This is a genomic window from Mannheimia cairinae, assembly GCF_028649535.1.
GTDB lineage: Bacteria > Pseudomonadota > Gammaproteobacteria > Enterobacterales > Pasteurellaceae > Mannheimia > Mannheimia cairinae.
This window is the reverse complement of record NZ_JAQSJE010000004.1, coordinates 76,978-95,263: the sequence shown is the minus strand read 5'-3', so window position 1 is coordinate 95,263 and position 18,286 is coordinate 76,978. Positions and strand designations below refer to the sequence as shown.

Here is an 18,286-nt window from a genome sequence, read left to right as displayed (position 1 = left end):
AAAATTAGACCGCTTGTAATGACTTAATTCGATTCTTGAATAATAACTTCAGCAACACGTTGGGCTGCTGTAGGTGTTGCCTTAGCTCGTGCTTTTATTGCCATTTCTAATAATTTTTGTCTATCTGCAATTAATGGCTCTAATGCTTTGAGTAAAGACTCCGGGTTAAAATCAACCTGCTCAATAATAACTGCTGCACCTGCTTCAGCTAAATAGTTTGCGTTTAAAAACTGTTGTCTATCTTTATGTTGGAACGGCACAAAAATCGCTGGTAAGCCAACTGCTGCAATTTCACATACAGTTAAAGCACCTGAACGGCAAATTACTAAATCAGCCCATTCATAAGCAGCTTTCATATCATCAATAAATTCCGAAGCAATACCATTACCAGTTTGTTGGTAAACTTCTGCAATGCCTGCTAAGTTACCTTTTCCGACTTGATGACTAATAAAAACATTATTGCCTAATACTTTTGCGACTTCTGGCACTGTTTGATTAATGACTCTTGCACCTTGGCTGCCCCCCATCACTAAAATATTGATAGGATAACCTCGTTCAAGAAAGCGTTGCTCAGGTGGTGGTAAGGCAGATAAATCTTCACGCACTGGGTTGCCAACAACTTCTACATCTTTAAATGCCGTTGGAAATGCTTGAAGTACTCTGCGAGCTACTTTAGAAAGCCATACATTTGTTAGCCCTGCTACTGCATTTTGCTCGTGTAAAACTACTGGCACACCACAAAGTTTAGCTGCAATGCCACCAGGCCCAGAGACATACCCGCCCATACCAAGCACGGCATCAGGCTGGTAATTTTTAATGATTTTTCGAGCCTGCAGAACCGCTTTAAAAATAGCAAAAGGAGCCTTTAATAACGCACCTAAACCTTTTCCTCTTAATCCTGAGATTTCAATAAAATCGATCTCAATTCCGTGCTTAGGCACTAGAGTGGCTTCCATTCTATCTTTCGTACCTAACCAACGAATTTGCCAGCCTTGTTTTTGCAGCTCTCTTGCAACAGCAATAGCAGGGAATACGTGTCCGCCTGTTCCGCCAGCCATTACTAATAATTTTTTAGTCATTTTTAGCCTATTATTATGAAAAAACGTTATATTTTACTTGATTTTTATCTATCTTGGAGAATATCAATCAATAAATCTTTGCAAAATTTTATAAAAAAGAGACCGCTTGCTTTTTAAGATGTCTTAATCTTTGCGTGCCCCATTCTTTCAGCTCGATTCTCGTGGTCAATTCTTAAAAGTATTGCAATAGCAACCGACATAATAACCAAACTTGAACCACCATAGCTGACCAAAGGAAAAGTTAAACCTTTAGTTGGTACTAAACCAGATGCGACACCTAGGTTTACAAAGCCTTGAAAGAAAATCCAAATGCCTATTCCAAATGCCATATAACCTTTAAAACGTTCTTCTAACACCAATGATTCCTTACTAATTTTTAAGGCTCTCACCGTCAGCAATACCAATAAAAGTACAATGCAGATAATACCGAAGAAACCAAATTCCTCGCCAATTACCGCCATTACAAAGTCAGTATGTGCTTCTGGTAAATATTCTAATTTTTGTACAGAATTTCCTAATCCTTGTCCCCAGAATTCACCTTGTCCAAATGCCATTTGTGAGTTAGAAAGTTGGAAACCATCACCATAAGCGTCGGCAAAAGGATCTCGATAAGATGTTACCCGCTTAAGACGATATTCAGAAGTGAGGACTAAAACAACAAATAAAGCAACAGCAGCAATAACTAAGAACATAAACTGCATTAATTTTGCCCCAACAATGAATAACATCGAAAATGTCAGTACAAATAATACTATCGTACTGCCTAGATCAGGCTGCAAATTCAATAGAATACCGAAAACAGATAGAATAACGGCTGGTCGCCAAAAACTTACTGTTTCAGTTAGAATTTCGTCATATTTCCGAACATAAAAACCGGCAAAGTAGCAAATGATGGCGAGTTTGGCTAGCTCAGCAGGTTGGAAATTGATGATTCCAAGAGGAATCCAACGCACAGCACCATTGATAGAACGTCCAAAAATTAATACTGCAACCAAAAAACCAAGTGCAATAAAGAATAAAAAAATGTTATGCCTTTCCCATTTTTCAATAGGAATTTGTACCGCTATATAACAAGCAATAAGTGAAGAGATAATATATACCCCATCTCGAATTGCAAAATAGAATGGATCATTATAAAGTCTTGTACTAACTGGAATCGAGGCTGATGTAACCATTACAAAACCAATAATTAATAAACCTAAAAATAGCCAAATTAAAGTTCTATCATAAAGTGAATTTGTAGGAGTAATCCTTCCCCACTTATCCCATTCTGTTTTAATTTTATTTAACATTATGCCTCTAACCCTTGTGCTAGTGCCATAAAGACATCACCACGTTGTTCAAAGTTTTTAAATTGATCTAAGCTTGCACAAGCTGGTGAAAGTAAAACCATATCACCTTTTTGTAATTTTGGACGAATGGCTTCAACCGCTTGTTGCATTGTTTCAACCAACACGCTCTGCTCGGTTAATTTTGCAAGTTCAGAACCATCTTGCCCAAAGCAATAGCAAATAATATTTTCTTTGTTAATTAACGGTTTTAACTCTGAGAAATCTGCCGCTTTGCCGTCTCCGCCAAGTAATAAATAAAGTGTACCTGCCACCGTTAAGCCATTTAATGCTGCTACAGTACTACCGACATTAGTCGCTTTTGAATCATTGACCCAACGCACGCCATCATTAGTTGGAACCGCTTGGAAACGATGTGGTAAACCGCCATAAATCTGTAACGCTTTTACAATGCCTTCTCTTGGCACATTTGCAGCCTCTGCCAATGCCATTGCAGCAAGGGCATTCATTTCATTGTGGCGACCTGAAATTAACATTTTATTTGTATTCATTACCGCAATATTGCCTGAATAAAGAATGCCGTTACTTACTGTATATTCCGCATTTTGTTCTGCAAAACGAATCACATTTTTGACCGCTTGTTCGGGGTAAGTCTGAGTATCTTCGCCATTTACAATAATATTTTCTGCATTGTCATAAATACGCAATTTTGCTACACGATAATCTGCGATGGAATTGTAACGATCCATATGATCTTCACTAATATTCAACACCGTTGCTGCTTTGGCTTTGAGTGAGGCAGTTGTTTCTAATTGGAAGCTTGAAAGTTCAAGTACAAATAATTCATACTCTTCGTTTAATAAGCTTAATACTGGTACGCCAATATTACCGCCCATTCCAACTTTTAAGCCAGCTTGTTTTGCCATTTCATAGGTTAGGGTTGTAACTGTGCTTTTACCATTCGAGCCTGTAATCGCAATAATCGGAGCTTTTGCCTCTCGGCAGAATAATTCAACATCGCCAACCACTTCCACACCTGCTTGAATTGCTTGCTGAATTTCTGGTGTTGCAAGTGCAAGACCCGGACTAATTACAATTAAATCCGATGTAAGTAGCCATTCACTATTTAAACTACCTGTGTGTAATGGAATATTTTTATCTAACTTATCTGCTCCTGTAGGGTTAGCTCGTGTGTCAATAACTTGTATCTTAGCTTTTTTATTTTTAAAGTAATCAACACAAGATAAGCCTGTTGTTCCTAAACCGATAATAGTAACGGTTTTGTCTTGATATTGGTTTTGCATAATATTCTCTCTAATAATACCTAGCACGCTTTGGCTTGATAGGTCAAAAAAACAATCAAAGGTGCATTCAAAAATGCACCTTATTTAACGTAATTTAAGAGTGACTAAACCGATTAGCACCAACATTAATGTGATTATCCAAAAGCGGACAATAACTCGTGGCTCTGGCCAACCTTTTAATTCAAAATGGTGATGAATAGGTGCCATTCTAAAAATTCGTTTTTGACGTAATTTATAAGAACCAACCTGTAAAATAACGGAAAGAGCTTCAACCACAAATACCCCCCCCATTACCACTAATAATAATTCTTGGCGAACAAGCACTGCGATAACACCTAAAGCTCCACCTAAAGAGAGTGAGCCAACATCGCCCATAAATACCTGTGCTGGATAAGTGTTATACCATAAGAATCCTAAACCAGCACCGACAATAGCTGTACATAAAATTACTAATTCGCCAGCATTTGGAATAAATGGAATATGTAAATAGTCTGCAAAATTAAAGTTACCTGTTGCCCAAGCAATTAACGCAAAGGCTGATGCAACCATAATAATAGGTACGATAGCTAAGCCATCTAAACCATCCGTTAAATTTACAGCATTACTCGTTCCGACAATAACAAAATAAGCTAATACAATATAAAATAAACCAAGTTGAGGCATTAGATCTTTAAAAAACGGCACAACTAACTGAGTCGCCGCCGTGTCTTTACCTGCAGCATACATTCCAAATACTGCAACTAACGCAATCGCTGACAGCCAAAAATATTTCCAACGAGCAATTAAACCATCAGTATTTTTACGGGCGATTTTGCGGTAATCATCTACAAAACCAACGGCTCCATATCCAAATAGGACAAATAAGGTGAACCAAACATAAGAATTACGTAAATCAGCCCAAAGTAATGCACTAATACCAATAGCTGCAAGAATCATTACCCCGCCCATTGTTGGTGTACCACGTTTCTTAAAGTGGCTTTCTGGGCCATCATTACGCACTTCTTGGCCGAATTTTAGAATCTGTAAACGACGAATCACTTTTGGCCCAATCCAAAGCCCGATGCCCATTGCGGTTAATAATGCCATAATGGCACGAAAGGTAATATAAGAGATAACATTAAATATAGTGTTATATTGAACAAGATATTCTGCAAGCCAAACTAGCATTGTTTAGTCCTTAAAAATTAGAAATTTAGGTTAAATAATTTACAAAGTTCGGAAATCACGGTTTCCATTTTTTGGCTACGGGAGCCTTTCGCTAATAATACAAGCGGTTGTTTTTGTTCTACTTTTTGCAAAATAATTGGCGTTAAGAATTCAACCATTTTTTGCTTATCGGTAAAATGATGTTCAGAATTCTGACTAATCACAGCACTCTCTTTACCAAAACTCACAATCAAATCTAAATTTGCCTCTTTTGCAAAATCTGCAACTTCTTGGTGGCAAGCTCCGCTTTCTTCTCCAAGCTCTCCCATATCCGCTACCACAAAAATTCGGTATGCGGGATAATTTTCTAATACTGAAATCGCCGATTTCATTGAATCGACATTTGCATTGTAAGTGTCATCAATAAACAGGCAATGCTCATTGATTTGCACTGGGAATAAACGACCTTTCACCATTGAACGCTGCTCAAGCCCTGCTTTTACAGCTTCTAAAGTCGCTCCAACAGACATTGCAAGCGAAGTTGCTGCTAAAGCATTGCTCACATTGTGCTTACCTAAATAAGGTAGCTCAATTTCAACCTCGCCCTGTGGTGTATGGAGCGTAAAGCGTGAACCAGCCAAGTGAAGTTGCACATTCTCCGCCCAATAATCGGCATAAGAATCTTTATCTGAACCAATATAAGAGAAAGATTGCATTTCGTGAGAGCCAATCTCTTTTTGCCACTCAGGGTAATAAAAAGCTAGATTTACAATCGCCTTACCGTCTGCTTTCAATCCTCGATAAATTTCGCCTTTCGCCTGAGCAACACCTGCAAGAGAGCCAAAACCTTCTAAATGAGCAGGTGCGACATTATTGACTAAACAAGCATCGGGTTGGGTAATTTCGGTAGTATAGGCAATCTCGCCAATATGATTTGCCCCTAATTCAACCACTGCATACTTATGCTGTTCAGTTAAACGAAGTAAGGTCATCGGCACGCCTAAATCATTGTTTAAGTTACCAAATGTATAAAGCACCTCATCATCACAAGCGGTCATTTTTTGCAAAATTTTTGCCGTCATCTCTTTTACCGTTGTTTTACCGGAAGAGCCTGTCATCGCAACAGTTTTTGGATTCAGTTTCGCTTTTAACCATTTAGCCAATTCGCCTAATGCCAAGCGAGTATTCGCCACCACAATTTGTGGCACATTAATTTCACACTCACGCTCAACCACAACGGCAACACAACCTTGAGCCACTGCATTTTCGAGATAATTATGTGCATCAAAGTTCTCGCCCTTTAATGCAAAAAACAAGCCATTTTCAATCGCTTGACGAGTGTCTGTACTGGTTGTCTCCACCACAATATCGCCACGCCCGATGAGTTTAGCTTTTAAAATATCAGCAATTTGCTGAGTGGTTAGTTTTATCATTTTGTTTTTCTTTTAAATATATAAAATTTCTTATGAACCGAAATTAAGTCTGCCAAATCTCCCCTAGCCCCTCTTTGCTAAAGAGGGGAATTTGTTCATCACAAATTTATAATCCATCACTCTTCATAAAAATGATTGTGAATAGTCAGATGAGTAAAAAATTTACTTTGATAAAGCTCCCCTCTTTAGTAAAGAGGGGTTGGGGGAGATTTGATCATAACCCCAGATACTTCCTCGCCGTTTCCTGATCAGAAAAATGCAACTTCTCCGTGCCGATAATCTGGTAATCTTCGTGTCCTTTACCGGCAATTAAAATCACATCTTTTGCATTTGCTTGTTCAATCGCTACTTTAATAGCCTGTTCACGGTTGTGAATAATTTGCACATTTTCTGGTTTATCAAAGCCTGTGATGATATCTGCCATTATTTTTTGGTTATCTTCGGTACGTGGGTTATCGTCCGTTGCAATCACTTTATCAGCCAGCTTTTCTGCAATATTTGCCATAAGAGGGCGTTTGCCTGCATCACGGTCACCGCCGCAGCCGAAAATACAATAAAGTTCACCTTCGCAATGTAATCGTGCCGCTTGTAAGGCCTTTTCTAAGGCATCTGGGGTGTGTGCGTAATCCACAATTACCATTGGTTTACTCTCGGCGGTTAAACATTCCATTCTGCCAGCGACACCAGCTAATTGAGGGGCTGTTTTCACTAATTCTTGAATATCAAAACCTAAGGCTAGCAACCCTGCAAAGGCAGTTAGAAGGTTGCTCACATTAAAAGCTCCGATTAAGCGACTGTTAAGTTCCCCATTACCCCAACTTGATTCAAAGGCAATGCTTGCACCCTGTAAGGTAAATTTCACTTTGGTCACTTTTACAAAACGGTGCGGGCGAGAAAAATCAGGACTTGTGCTAACCGCAACTGCATTTGGTAATTTTGCTAGCCATTCTCTGCCAATTTCATCATCAGCATTAATTACTTGCTGTTTAGTATTTAATTCGCTAAATAGACGGAATTTGGCTTGGGCGTATTCTTCCATTGTATTATGGTAATCAAGGTGATCTCGGCTTAAGTTGGTAAAGATTACAACATCAAACGCTAAGGCTTCCGCTCTAAATTGAGCTAAACCGTGAGAACTGACTTCCATTGCACAAAAATTAGCACTTTGTGCTACAAAATCGGCTAAGTTACGTTGAATTTCAATCGCTGATCCTGTGGTATTAACCGCTTCTTGCACTTGCCCATATAAGCCATTGCCGATTGTCCCCATTACTGCCGATTTTCCGCCTAATAAATTTCGCCATTGAGCAAGCAGTTGAGCCGTTGTTGTTTTGCCATTAGTACCAGTAATACCTGCTAACACTAATTTTTGTGAAGGGTTGCCATAAAATGCACCTGCAATTTCAGACAGAAGTTGAGGTAATTTTGGTACTGAAATCACCTTACAACAAGCGGTTCTATTTAAGTTAAATTTTGCAAATTTAGGATCTAGTTCAATTTCAGATTGATCATCTTCCGCTTCTGAGAGGATAATTCTTGCACCTTGTTCTATTGCTTTTGGAATAAATTGTCTGCCATCTACCTGATGACCCTTTAAAGCAACAAAAACATCGCCAGCTTTTACTTGGCGACTATCTAGTGTAATTTGGTTAAGCTCGGTTAGTTTTTCAACCCAAGCATCTAACTCTGTAAGAAAAGGAAGTAAACGTTTCATAACAAGCCTTAATTAATACGATGCTCTAATTTAATTTCTCTAACCGCACTCTTTGTATTTTCTACTAAATTATCCGGTTTTATATTATGGTGCTTTAAGGTGTAGCCCATAATACGGGAGAATAGTGGAGCTGATACGGCACCACCATAATAATTACCTGCTTTTGGTTCATTAATTAATACAACTAAAGCAAAACGAGGATCACTTGCAGGAGCAAGGCCTGCGGTATAAGCAATATGTTTTTCAACATACTTACCGTCTTCTAGTTTACGAGCCGTACCCGTTTTTACTGCAACACGGAAGCCATCTACTGCAGCTCGTTGCCCACCTTCACCTTTGTGAGCAACACTTTCCATCATATGTACCACGTCTCGAGTAATTTTTTCTGGCAATACTCGCTCGCCAATAACAGGTGGATCAACCTTCGTGATTGAAAGTGGGCGATAAATACCAAAACTACCTAAAGTCGCATAAGCTCTTGCAAGTTGAAGAGGGGTAACATTTAAACCATAACCATAAGAAAGTGTAGCTCGTTCAATGTCTGACCAACGTTTGCGATCACCGCTAGAACCTCGTTGTTCACCTAAGCCTAAACCAGTATCTTTACCAAAACCGACTTTGGTATAAGTATCAACTAATGCATTTGGTTGCATACGCAGTGCTAGGCGACTTACTCCAATGTTACTAGATTTTTGTAAAATGCCTTGAATCGTTAAGCTATTTCTTGGTGCAACATCTTTGATGGTATGCCCATTAACTATAAATGGCTGCGTATTTAATACCTCATTACGATCCGTTACTCCGTGTTGTAAAGCGGTTAATACAGTAAAAGGTTTTACTGTTGAACCAGGTTCGAAAGTATCTGTTATCGCACGGTTACGCATTAATTCAGGCTTAAAGGTGTTACGCTTATTTGGGTTAAATGATGGTGCATTCGCTATTGCCAAAATTTCCCCTGTTTGTACATCAACTAAAACAGCAGTACCTGATTCTGCATTATTTTCTTCTACAGCTTTTTTAATTTCGCCGTAAACCATTGATTGTAATTCTTCATCAATACTTAACATTACATCTTGCGGATCATATTGTTTTTCTGAGCGAATATTCTCAACAATATTTCCCTTCGCATCTTTACGGATAATTTGTTTACCATTTTTGCCAATAAGTAAGGAATCAAAACTACGCTCTAACCCTTCTGAACCGTGCATATCATCTTTATCAGTAAAACCAATAAGCTGAGAAGCTTCTTCGGCTAGCGGATAAAAACGACGTGATTCTACTTTTATCACTAATGCACTAATTTTGAGATCTTTTGCATATTCGCTAATTGCTTCTGATTGATGACGAGATAAATAAACAAATCGTTGTCGATTTTTAGTATAAAGCTCATCCATTACGTCATTATAAGCTCTGCCAATCTCTTTACTTAGTGCTTGGAATTTTTTGCGTTCTAATTCTGCTGTTTCATTGTCTAAACGCACAAAAACGGAACTTGGATTATTCCGCACCTTTTCAATCAAAGCGTTATAATCTAACCCCGTTACCTGAGCAAGCTGCGTCCAATAGCCTTCACTTTTTGTGTTTAAAATAGAACGAGGATCAAATTCAACTCGCTCTTTTGATACATTTTTTCGCTCAATGAACTTATTAACACTTGCCTCAATCTTACTTTTTGAAGCTTCCATTTCAATCGCTAATGCACGCCAACTTTCATTAGAGCGACGTAATTTTGCATCAAAATATTCTCTAGGGTCTAAGGTAAGCGAGAACATAGGCACACTAATAGAAAGAAAACGACCATCACGATCTAAAATTCTTCCTCGAGTAAATTGTAGCTCTTTTGTTCTTAGTGAGCGGTTATTCGCTTCTTTAATTAATCTCTCGGAATCTATAAGCTGAATATAAGCAGCTTGCCATATTAGCCCTACGACTAACAATGCCATAAAGCTAATAGCCAATCCAAAACGCCAAGTAATAAAACTACCCGATTTTTTAGTGTCCATATTTTTGTTTTTTGAGTTTGCACGTGCAGAAGTCTCTTTGCTCTGCTTAAATTTGACTGACTTAACCATTTTTATTCAACTAAAATTATTTCTTGCTCTTTTTTAACTGGTTGTAAACCAAAAGATTTTGCGGCAGCTTCTACCCTTGCCTTCCCACTTCGGCTATTTTCTTCTAACTGTAAATTTGTGTATTGGCTTTCTAATCTTTGATTTTGATTAATTAATTGCCCTTGTTCACTCACTAATAAACGAGTTTGGTGAGTAACCCAAATTGTTGCTATCGCAGAAATAACAATGCCAATTAAAAGTAAGATAGCAACTTTATTATGGCTAAAAATGTCATCTACAATAATCTGATGCAAAGGATAACGTTCGTTTGACATATTCATTCCTGTAATTTAACGTTTTTCAGCAATACGTAATACCGCACTACGTGAGCGTGCATTTGCTTCGATTTCTTCATCGCTTGGCATTACTGCTTTACCTATTGTTTTTAGCGGAATATCTTTATTTAATTCTGCCTCTAAAATTGGCAAGCCTCGTGGCACTTCTTTTCCTTTACTATGCTTACGCATAAACTGTTTTACCATTCGGTCTTCAAGAGAATGGAAACTAATAATAGACAAACGCCCTTCTGGGGCTAATACACTTAATGCGGCATTTAAGGCTTTTTCCAATTCGTCTAATTCGCTGTTGATAAAAATCCGAATTGCTTGGAACGAGCGAGTTGCAGGGTGTTTATGTTTATCTTTAAACGGCACCGCATCGCTGATAATTTGAGCCAGTTGCAAAGTGCGAGAAATTTTCTCATTTGCAGATTTATTGTAAGAAACGACTGCTTGTGCAATGCGTTTAGCAAAACGTTCTTCCCCGAATTCTTTTAATACCCAAGCGAGATCTTCTACCGAAACTTGAGCCAACCATTCTGCTGCGGATAAGCCTTTGCTGGTATCCATTCGCATATCTAAAGGCCCGTCACGCATAAAGCTAAAGCCACGTTCCGCTTCATCAAGTTGGGGGGAAGATACACCAAGATCGAGTAAGATACCGTCAATTTTGCCAGTTAAACCCATTTCTTCACAAATGTCAGGAATTGCCGAAAAAGCGGTATGTTTAATTTGAAAACGAGGGTCGGTAATTGTTTGAGCTTCTGCAATCGCCCGAGGATCTCTATCGGTTGCAATTAAACGACCATTTTCTCCGAGTTTAGATAGGATTAAACGAGAATGCCCGCCTCGCCCAAAAGTGCCGTCAATGTAAATACCGCTCGGCTTAATTGCCAAGCCATCGACAGCTTCGTGTAACAGGACGGTAATATGTTTCGAGGTATCGCTCATTTAATATTCCAATTATTGATTATAAAGATAAGTTCTTAAGTGCTTCGCAATCTAGCATTTCTGCAGAACTGCCAAAGGCAAGATCTTCAGCAATTTGGGCTTGCCATTGTTTATCTTGCCAAATTTCAAATTTATTTAATTGCCCAACTAGCATTATTTGTTGTTCTAATTGAGCGTGCTGACGTAATGTTTGGCTAAGTAAAATTCTGCCAGCTGCATCCATTTCACATTCAGTGGCAAAACCTTGCATTACTCGCTGAATTCTACGTTGGACAGGATCAAAATTTGATAATGCCAATAATTTTTGCTCAACCACTTCCCATTCATATAATGGATAAAGCAATAAACAAGGTTGGCGAATATCGACCGTACAAACTAAAACACCGTGATGCTTCTCTTTTAATTGGGCACGATAACGGGTCGGAATTGCTATCCGCCCTTTGCTATCAATGCTAATTGAAGTTGCACCACGAAACATTTCGAACTTTTGCCCTAATCAAAAGAGGTTAAACTTAAGAAAAAGTTCCACAATATACCACTTTTTCCCACTTAATTAGCAAATTCTATCTATTAGTTGTACATCTATCAAGGAGTTTTGATTTATTTAACTGGAATTTACAATCACAATACAAAATAAAAGCCCATCTTTTTAAAGACAGGCTTTGCATATTTTTATGATATATAACGACTTATTTATGCTTTAATACCAACCTAAAGAGAGATATGGCCCCATAAATACTCCAATAACATAAGATCGACACAAAAAACAGCGTAGCGGTATATGGCAACCAATAGTAAATGCCAAGCACCTCTACTGTTCGACATTCCAAACGCTGACTCTCTGTTAATTTGCTTAGATCACTGCAATCATAAGGAAGATAAGTAAAAACAAAGTAGCTTATTATGGCCATAATTAATGCAAATAAAATACTAAATGCAATCTGCTTTTTATAATCCATTTATTCCTCTACTTTTTCTTTGCTTTACTAGCGGTCGTTTTTTTCGCTTTTTTTGCAGATTTCTTAGGAGATTTCTCTGCACTTTTCGCTTTTTTAAGCGTTTTTGGCTCTTTAAACACCGCTTTAATTGCTTGGGCTTTCGCTTTTTTCTTTGCCGTTTTTCCGTTCGTTTTTTGTGAATCGGTTAGCAATTCAAAATCGATTTTCTTCTCATCTAAATTGACATTGATCACTTTTACACGAACTGCATCGCCTAAACGATAAATAATACCGCTACCACCGACTAAACGCTGACGATCCGCATCGTAGTGGTAGTAATCATTATCTAAGGTTGAAATATGAACCAAACCATCAATAAGCAGTTCATTAAGTTTCACAAATAGACCAAAGCCAGTTACGCTTGAAATGACACCATCAAACTCATCACCAAGGTGATCTTGCATAAATTCACATTTCAACCAGTCAGCAACTTCACGGGTGGCTTCATCGGCTCGACGTTCGGTCACCGAACATTTATCACCAAATTGATCCATATCGTCCAATTTATAGTGATAACCGCCACCATCTGTGTAATGGCGAGTATTGCCTTTTCCTTTCTCAATTAAATATTTAATCGCACGGTGGAGCAATAAATCCGGATAACGGCGAATCGGCGAGGTAAAGTGAGCATATTCCGTTAAGGCTAAACCAAAATGGCCAACATTATCCGCCGCATAAACCGCTTGTTTAAGCGAACGCAGTAACATTGTTTGGATTAACTCTTTATCGGCTCGCTCAGCAACTTGCTCAAGTAAAACACCGTAATCTTTCGGTTGCGGATCTAAGCCAACGTCCCAAGTTAAACCACATTCACGCACAAACGATTTAAAGCTGAGTAATTTTTCTTCACTTGGTTTATCGTGAATACGGAACAACGCAGGTTCATTAGCTTGCTCGACTAAACGTGCCGCTGCAATATTGGCTAAAATCATACACTCTTCAATGATTTTGTGAGCATCGTTACGAATGAGCGGTTCAATTCGCTCAATTCTACCTTGTGGATTAAAAATAAATTGATTTTCAATGGTTTCAAACTCAATCGCCCCACGTTTATGGCGAGCTTTCATCAAGGTTTGGAACATTGCATAAAGCTCTTCAATATGTGGCACTAATGGTGCATAGCGTTCACGAAATGCTTCATCGCCTTCTAACATTTTCCACACTTTAGTATAAGTTAAACGAGCGTGTGAATTCATTACCGCTTCATAAAATTCAAACTCGGCTAATTCCCCTTTCGCTGAAACCACCATTTCTGCTACTAAACAAAGGCGATCAACCTGTGGATTTAATGAACATAAACCGTTTGAAAGCACTTCCGGCAACATCGGGATCACTCGATTTGGGAAATAAACCGAATTTCCACGATTGAGGGCTTCTAAATCCAATGCTGTTTTCGGGCGAACATAGTAGCTCACATCAGCAATCGCCACCCATAATCGCCAGCCTTTGCCTTCTTTTTTAGCAAATACGGCATCATCAAAATCACGTGCGTCTTCGCCATCAATGGTAATCAAGGGTAAATCTCGCAGATCCACTCGCCCTTTTTTCGCCTCTTCCGGCACTTCTTCACTGGCAAATTGACGGATTTGTTTTTCAACCCCCTCAGGCCAAACGTGTGGAATATCGTGATTACGCAGGGCAATTTCAATTTCCATACCCGGAGCTAAATTATCACCTAAGATTTCGGTAATTACCCCTACCGGTCGGCTAAAACTGGCTTTTCGCTCTTGTAGCTCAACCACAACAACCTGCCCCATTCTAGCACCCATACGGTGTTCATCAGGAATTAAAATATCTTGGTTAATACGGCTGTCATCAGGCACCACAAAGCCAATACCGCTTTCTAAGAAAAAGCGACCGACAATCTGCTTTTTACGAGCTTCAAGCACTCGCACAATGCGAACTTCTTTACGCCCTCTGCGATCGGTACCGTTTGGCTGAGCAAGCACAAAATCACCGTGCATTACACGCACCATTTGGGCATTCGGAATAAACCAATCTTCATTTTTAGCTGATTTTTCACTACCTTCTACCTGTAAAAAACCATAACCATCACGGTGCCCAATTACAGTCCCTTTGAGCAAGTCCATTTTTTCAGGCAAGGCATAACGTTTACCTTTAGTAAATACCAGTTGCCCATCATTTTCCATTGCTCGTAAACGACGGCGAATACTTTCTGCTCTCTCTTCATCATCAATCTGAAATGCTTTGAGTAATGCATCTCTACTCATCGGAGCGTTATATTCACGAATAGTTTTTAAAATAAACTCACGGCTTGGCACCGGGTTTTCATATTTTTCTAATTCTTTTTCATAGTTTGGATCTACTATCATAGAATCCTCCTTTCATTTAATATTTTCTTATTCTAACTGACTTTTACCTTAAGTGGTAAAAAATCGACAAAATCTGACTGCTTACTTTTTTATTGCTTTTTGTTATATAATCCTACTTTTATAATCAATAAGTTAAGGAAACTTTATGACCTACCCTGAATGCCCTGAATGCAAAAGCGAAAACACCTATCACGACTCTGTTCAATTTGTCTGCCCAGATTGTGCTTATGAATGGACGGGCGAAGAGACGGAAGAGCAAGATGAAGATGTTTTAATTGTTAAAGACAGTAACGGAAATTTACTTAATGACGGTGATGATGTTTTATTAATTAAAGATTTAAAATTAAAAGGTTCATCTGAAGTGCTTAAAAAAGGCACTAAATTTAAAGGCATTCGCTTAGCAAGAGGCGATCATAATGTGGATTGTGGCAAAATTATGCTGAAATCTGAATTTCTGAAAAAAGCATAACTGGAATAATTCATTCTAAAAGCGATCTAAATAAATATAACATTATTTTGCAAATTTTCAAACTGTAGAAAATCAAACCAAATTGGTTTCGCTAATGGTTCTAAAATTCTTGCAACAGAAAATAAAATAAAAATCTCCATTTACTTTTTATCATCTAGTGTATAAAACAAGCGGTTGAATTGTCTGACTTTTTTGCAAAGATAAAGAGAAATTCAACCGCTTGTTGTTTAATTTAAGCCAAGTTTATTCAACTTTTCAGCCTCTTCTTTAAAGCTTTCAATAGCTGCTTTATCAAAGAAATATTGCGTGCCACAGCATTCGCATTGCATATCAATCACACCTTGCTTTTCGGCTAGCATTTCTTCAATTTCTTCTGCTGGTACTAGCAGTAATGCCGAGCCTGAACGCTCTCTTGAGCAACCACATTTAAATTCTGTTGCTTGTGACGGATAAACTTCCACTTGCTCTTCGTGATATAAGCGGTAAAGCAATTCTTCTGCCTCTAAGCCGAATAATTCTTCGTCTTTTACGGTTTCCGTTAAGGTAGCTAAATGCTCAAAATCATCACGGGTGCCTGTGCCGTCTGGCATAATTTGCAACAACATTCCGCCGGCAACTGCTTTGCCTTCATATTCGCCTGTGCGAATAATCAAGTGCGTTTTTAACTGTTCTGAACGCTCGAAATAATCTTCTAAACATTCACGAATAGTGGGTTTATCTAATGCAATAACACCTTGATAGCGTTCGCCATCGGTTGGGATAATAGAAATTACTAATACACCGTTGCCAATCATTTCCGCAAGAGATGAACCATCTGCAATCTCTGCTTGCACACGGGCTAATGCACGTAATTGTTGGCTGTCGTTACCGTTTACCACCGCTAATTTTAACGGGCCATCTCCTTGAATTTGTACGGTAATGGTGCCGTTAAATTTCATTGTGGCGGTTAAAAGGCTGGTGGCAACTAGCATTTCGCCTAATAAATTTTGCACCGCTTTTGGGTAATGATGGGTGTTGAGCGTTTCAGTAAAGGTATCGTTTAAACGCACCCATTCGCCACGCACCGCACGATCTTTAAATAAATAGCGGTAGAGTTTGTCGTTGTCTTTTGTGTAGTTCATTGTTTTTCCTAGTGTGCAAGCGGTGAAATTTGCAATCTTTTTTGCAAAAACGACCGCTTGTAAAAATAAAAAGGTGAGCAAATTGCCCACCACAAACTGGATTGCTCACAATATAAGGACTATTTTTTGAATTGCAAGGGCTTAACTAAATTCTTGTTCTTTAAATTTAATTAAATCACGGCGTTCTTTTTTGTTTGGACGACGGTCTGGATGTGGCATAGAAAGAGCATTTGCCTTACGAGCAAATGCCATTGCCTCACGGTGTTTTACGCTTTTTTCGGTTTCTTGATAAAGCAGTTGTGCCTCTGGAGCCCCTCGACGTTGGTCGCTCAACGCAAGCACTTCAACCTCTTTTTCTTCATTGCCTTGGCGGAGTTTAATGGTTGCCCCAATTTCAACTATTTTACTCACTTTGGCTCGTTGCCCGTTGTAATGCACTTTCCCGCCCTCAATCATCGCTTTTGCGATAGAACGAGTTTTGTAAAAACGTGCCGCCCAGAGCCATTTATCTAAGCGGACTTCGTTATTATTTTCGGTGTTTTCGTGTTTATTTTTCATTTTCTGTCCTAAAATCAAAACAATCTTAGAAATAATAGAGCGAAAGTTGGAATTTTCAACTAAAATAATGCCAAAAGGGGAACAAAATGGCAAAACAACTTCCAGAAATTCTAAATATAAAAACCGCCGCCAAAACCCGTATTTTTGAGGTACAGACGGTTGATTTGCGTTTTTCTAATGGCGAGGAGCGTACTTATGAGCGTTTAACACCGCAACGTCGCTCTTCTGTCTTAGTCATTCCAATTCAAAACAATGAGCTTATTTTTGTAAAAGAATATGCCGTCGGGCCTGAGCGTTATGAGCTAACTTTTCCAAAAGGCATTGTTGATGCCGGAGAAGAACCTATTGAAAGTGCAAATCGAGAGTTGCAAGAAGAGATTGGTTTTGGGGCGAACAAAATAGAATTTTTGCGTTCGCTTTACAGCGGTCCGAGCCATATGTATGGTTTAATGCACGTTTTTGTTGCTCAAGATCTCTATCCATCTAAATTGGAGGGTGATGAGCCTGAGCCACTGGAGGTTGTACGTTTTCCGTTAGAGAAAATCGACGAATTATTAGCGGATTCTACTTTTGCGGAAGCCAGAAATTTATCGGCTCTTTTTATGTTAAGAGAATATTTAAAATCCAAATAAAACTTTGGAGCCATTATGCAAACATTAGAACAATCATTACTTAATAACGTTATTAACATTGCCAAAGAAGCCGGCGAGCATTTAAAACAGTTTTATGCAGGTTCGGTAGAAATAAAAATGAAGGCAGATTCTACGCCAGTGACAGAGGCTGACTTATTTATCAGCCACTTTTTGACGGAACGTTTGCAACAATTAACGCCAGATGTACCAGTGCTATCTGAAGAGAATTGCAATATTCCGTTGGCAGAACGTAACCATTGGCAGGAATATTGGATTATTGACCCTATTGATGGCACGCAGCAATTTATTAATCGAACCGATCAGTTTTCGATTGTGATTGGGCTTGTACAAAAGCGAGGAGGTAAAAATCAGCCCGTACTCGGTGTGATTTATGCCCCAATGTTGGATAAACTCTATTTCGCAATGGAAGCAAGCGGTGCATTTTTGCAAGAAAATGGCAAAATTCGATCGCTTGTTAAAACAGATTCAACTGATAAAGCAGAATTGACGATTACTGTTGGTAGCCAAGTTCATGCAGCCAAAGCCCAAAATATTATGGCACCAGAATACCAAGCAACTTTTTTAGAGTACGGTTCAGGTAGTTTAAAAGCCGGTTTAGTAGCGGAAGGTAAAGCCGATTGTTATATCCGTTTTGGCGATACAGGCGAGTGGGATACTGCGATGGCAGAAGTTTTATTAAATGAAATTAATGGTACTATTTTTGACTTTAATTTCTCACCATTGACCTATAATGAACGTGATAATTTTATTAATCCTTATTTTGTGATGGTTGCAGATAAATCCGTAAAATGGGATAAAATATTTTTATTTAAATAGATACTATCTATTAGCCATTTTTATGGTAATCTT

The 18,286-nt window shown here is 38.6% G+C and carries 16 protein-coding genes; 3 read left to right on the top strand and 13 right to left on the bottom strand.

Annotated elements, in window-relative coordinates; translation table 11 throughout:
- Positions 1–23 precede the first annotated feature (23 nt).
- From murG to rnr, 11 genes are all read right to left on the bottom strand, one after another.
- Complete coding sequence (gene murG, locus PTQ27_RS05080) at positions 24–1,079, bottom strand: undecaprenyldiphospho-muramoylpentapeptide beta-N-acetylglucosaminyltransferase (RefSeq protein WP_273747709.1); 1,056 nt, start codon at positions 1,077–1,079, stop codon at positions 24–26.
- A gap of 113 nt (positions 1,080–1,192) precedes the next feature.
- Positions 1,193–2,371, bottom strand: a complete 1,179-nt coding sequence (gene ftsW / locus PTQ27_RS05075; protein ID WP_273747708.1) for a putative lipid II flippase FtsW — start codon at positions 2,369–2,371, stop codon at positions 1,193–1,195.
- The gene (gene murD, locus PTQ27_RS05070; protein ID WP_273747707.1) at positions 2,371–3,672 is read right to left on the bottom strand and encodes a UDP-N-acetylmuramoyl-L-alanine--D-glutamate ligase; all 1,302 of its coding nucleotides are present in this window, start codon (positions 3,670–3,672) and stop codon (positions 2,371–2,373) included. Before murD ends, ftsW begins: the two co-directional genes overlap by 1 nt.
- A gap of 84 nt (positions 3,673–3,756) precedes the next feature.
- On the bottom strand, positions 3,757–4,839 hold the full coding sequence (mraY, locus tag PTQ27_RS05065) for a phospho-N-acetylmuramoyl-pentapeptide-transferase (protein ID WP_273747706.1): 1,083 nt from the start codon (positions 4,837–4,839) through the stop codon (positions 3,757–3,759).
- Positions 4,840–4,856: 17 nt separating this feature from the next.
- Positions 4,857–6,251 (bottom strand): UDP-N-acetylmuramoyl-tripeptide--D-alanyl-D-alanine ligase, encoded by a 1,395-nt coding sequence (gene murF / locus PTQ27_RS05060; protein WP_273747705.1) that lies wholly within the window; start codon positions 6,249–6,251, stop codon positions 4,857–4,859.
- Positions 6,252–6,465: 214 nt separating this feature from the next.
- On the bottom strand, positions 6,466–7,965 hold the full coding sequence (gene murE, locus PTQ27_RS05055; RefSeq protein ID WP_273747704.1) for a UDP-N-acetylmuramoyl-L-alanyl-D-glutamate--2,6-diaminopimelate ligase: 1,500 nt from the start codon (positions 7,963–7,965) through the stop codon (positions 6,466–6,468).
- An 8-nt stretch (positions 7,966–7,973) separates the two neighbouring features.
- Positions 7,974–9,968 carry a penicillin-binding transpeptidase domain-containing protein gene (locus tag PTQ27_RS05050; protein ID WP_434802829.1) on the bottom strand — a complete coding sequence of 665 codons (1,995 nt, stop codon included), beginning with the start codon at positions 9,966–9,968 and terminating at the stop codon, positions 7,974–7,976.
- 71 nt (positions 9,969–10,039) lie between these two features.
- On the bottom strand, positions 10,040–10,351 hold the full coding sequence (gene ftsL / locus PTQ27_RS05045; RefSeq protein ID WP_273747702.1) for a cell division protein FtsL: 312 nt from the start codon (positions 10,349–10,351) through the stop codon (positions 10,040–10,042).
- Between the two features lie 15 nt (positions 10,352–10,366).
- Positions 10,367–11,305 carry a 16S rRNA (cytosine(1402)-N(4))-methyltransferase RsmH gene (gene rsmH, locus PTQ27_RS05040; RefSeq protein WP_273747701.1) on the bottom strand — a complete coding sequence of 313 codons (939 nt, stop codon included), beginning with the start codon at positions 11,303–11,305 and terminating at the stop codon, positions 10,367–10,369.
- Positions 11,306–11,324: 19 nt separating this feature from the next.
- Entirely contained in the window at positions 11,325–11,783 is a 459-nt protein-coding gene (mraZ, locus tag PTQ27_RS05035; protein WP_273747700.1) for a division/cell wall cluster transcriptional repressor MraZ, read from the bottom strand.
- 489 nt (positions 11,784–12,272) lie between these two features.
- On the bottom strand, positions 12,273–14,636 hold the full coding sequence (rnr, locus tag PTQ27_RS05030) for a ribonuclease R (protein ID WP_273747699.1): 2,364 nt from the start codon (positions 14,634–14,636) through the stop codon (positions 12,273–12,275).
- 145 nt (positions 14,637–14,781) lie between these two features.
- Between rnr and PTQ27_RS05025 the strand changes: the two genes are divergently transcribed.
- On the top strand, positions 14,782–15,105 hold the full coding sequence (locus tag PTQ27_RS05025) for a zinc ribbon domain-containing protein YjdM (RefSeq protein ID WP_273747698.1): 324 nt from the start codon (positions 14,782–14,784) through the stop codon (positions 15,103–15,105).
- A gap of 227 nt (positions 15,106–15,332) precedes the next feature.
- Here the strand turns inward: PTQ27_RS05025 and hslO are convergent, their stop codons facing one another.
- Together hslO and hslR are read right to left on the bottom strand one after the other, a co-directional pair.
- Positions 15,333–16,226, bottom strand: a complete 894-nt coding sequence (gene hslO, locus PTQ27_RS05020; protein WP_273747697.1) for an Hsp33 family molecular chaperone HslO — start codon at positions 16,224–16,226, stop codon at positions 15,333–15,335.
- Positions 16,227–16,367: 141 nt separating this feature from the next.
- Positions 16,368–16,784 carry a ribosome-associated heat shock protein Hsp15 gene (gene hslR, locus PTQ27_RS05015; RefSeq protein WP_273747696.1) on the bottom strand — a complete coding sequence of 139 codons (417 nt, stop codon included), beginning with the start codon at positions 16,782–16,784 and terminating at the stop codon, positions 16,368–16,370.
- An 86-nt stretch (positions 16,785–16,870) separates the two neighbouring features.
- Here hslR and nudE point away from each other — a divergent pair, with 86 nt between their 5' ends.
- Complete coding sequence (gene nudE, locus PTQ27_RS05010) at positions 16,871–17,416, top strand: ADP compounds hydrolase NudE (protein WP_273747695.1); 546 nt, start codon at positions 16,871–16,873, stop codon at positions 17,414–17,416.
- Positions 17,417–17,431: 15 nt separating this feature from the next.
- Positions 17,432–18,253: a 3'(2'),5'-bisphosphate nucleotidase CysQ gene (gene cysQ, locus PTQ27_RS05005; protein WP_273747694.1), complete on the top strand. Its 822-nt coding sequence runs from the start codon at positions 17,432–17,434 to the stop codon at positions 18,251–18,253.
- Positions 18,254–18,286 lie beyond the last annotated feature (33 nt).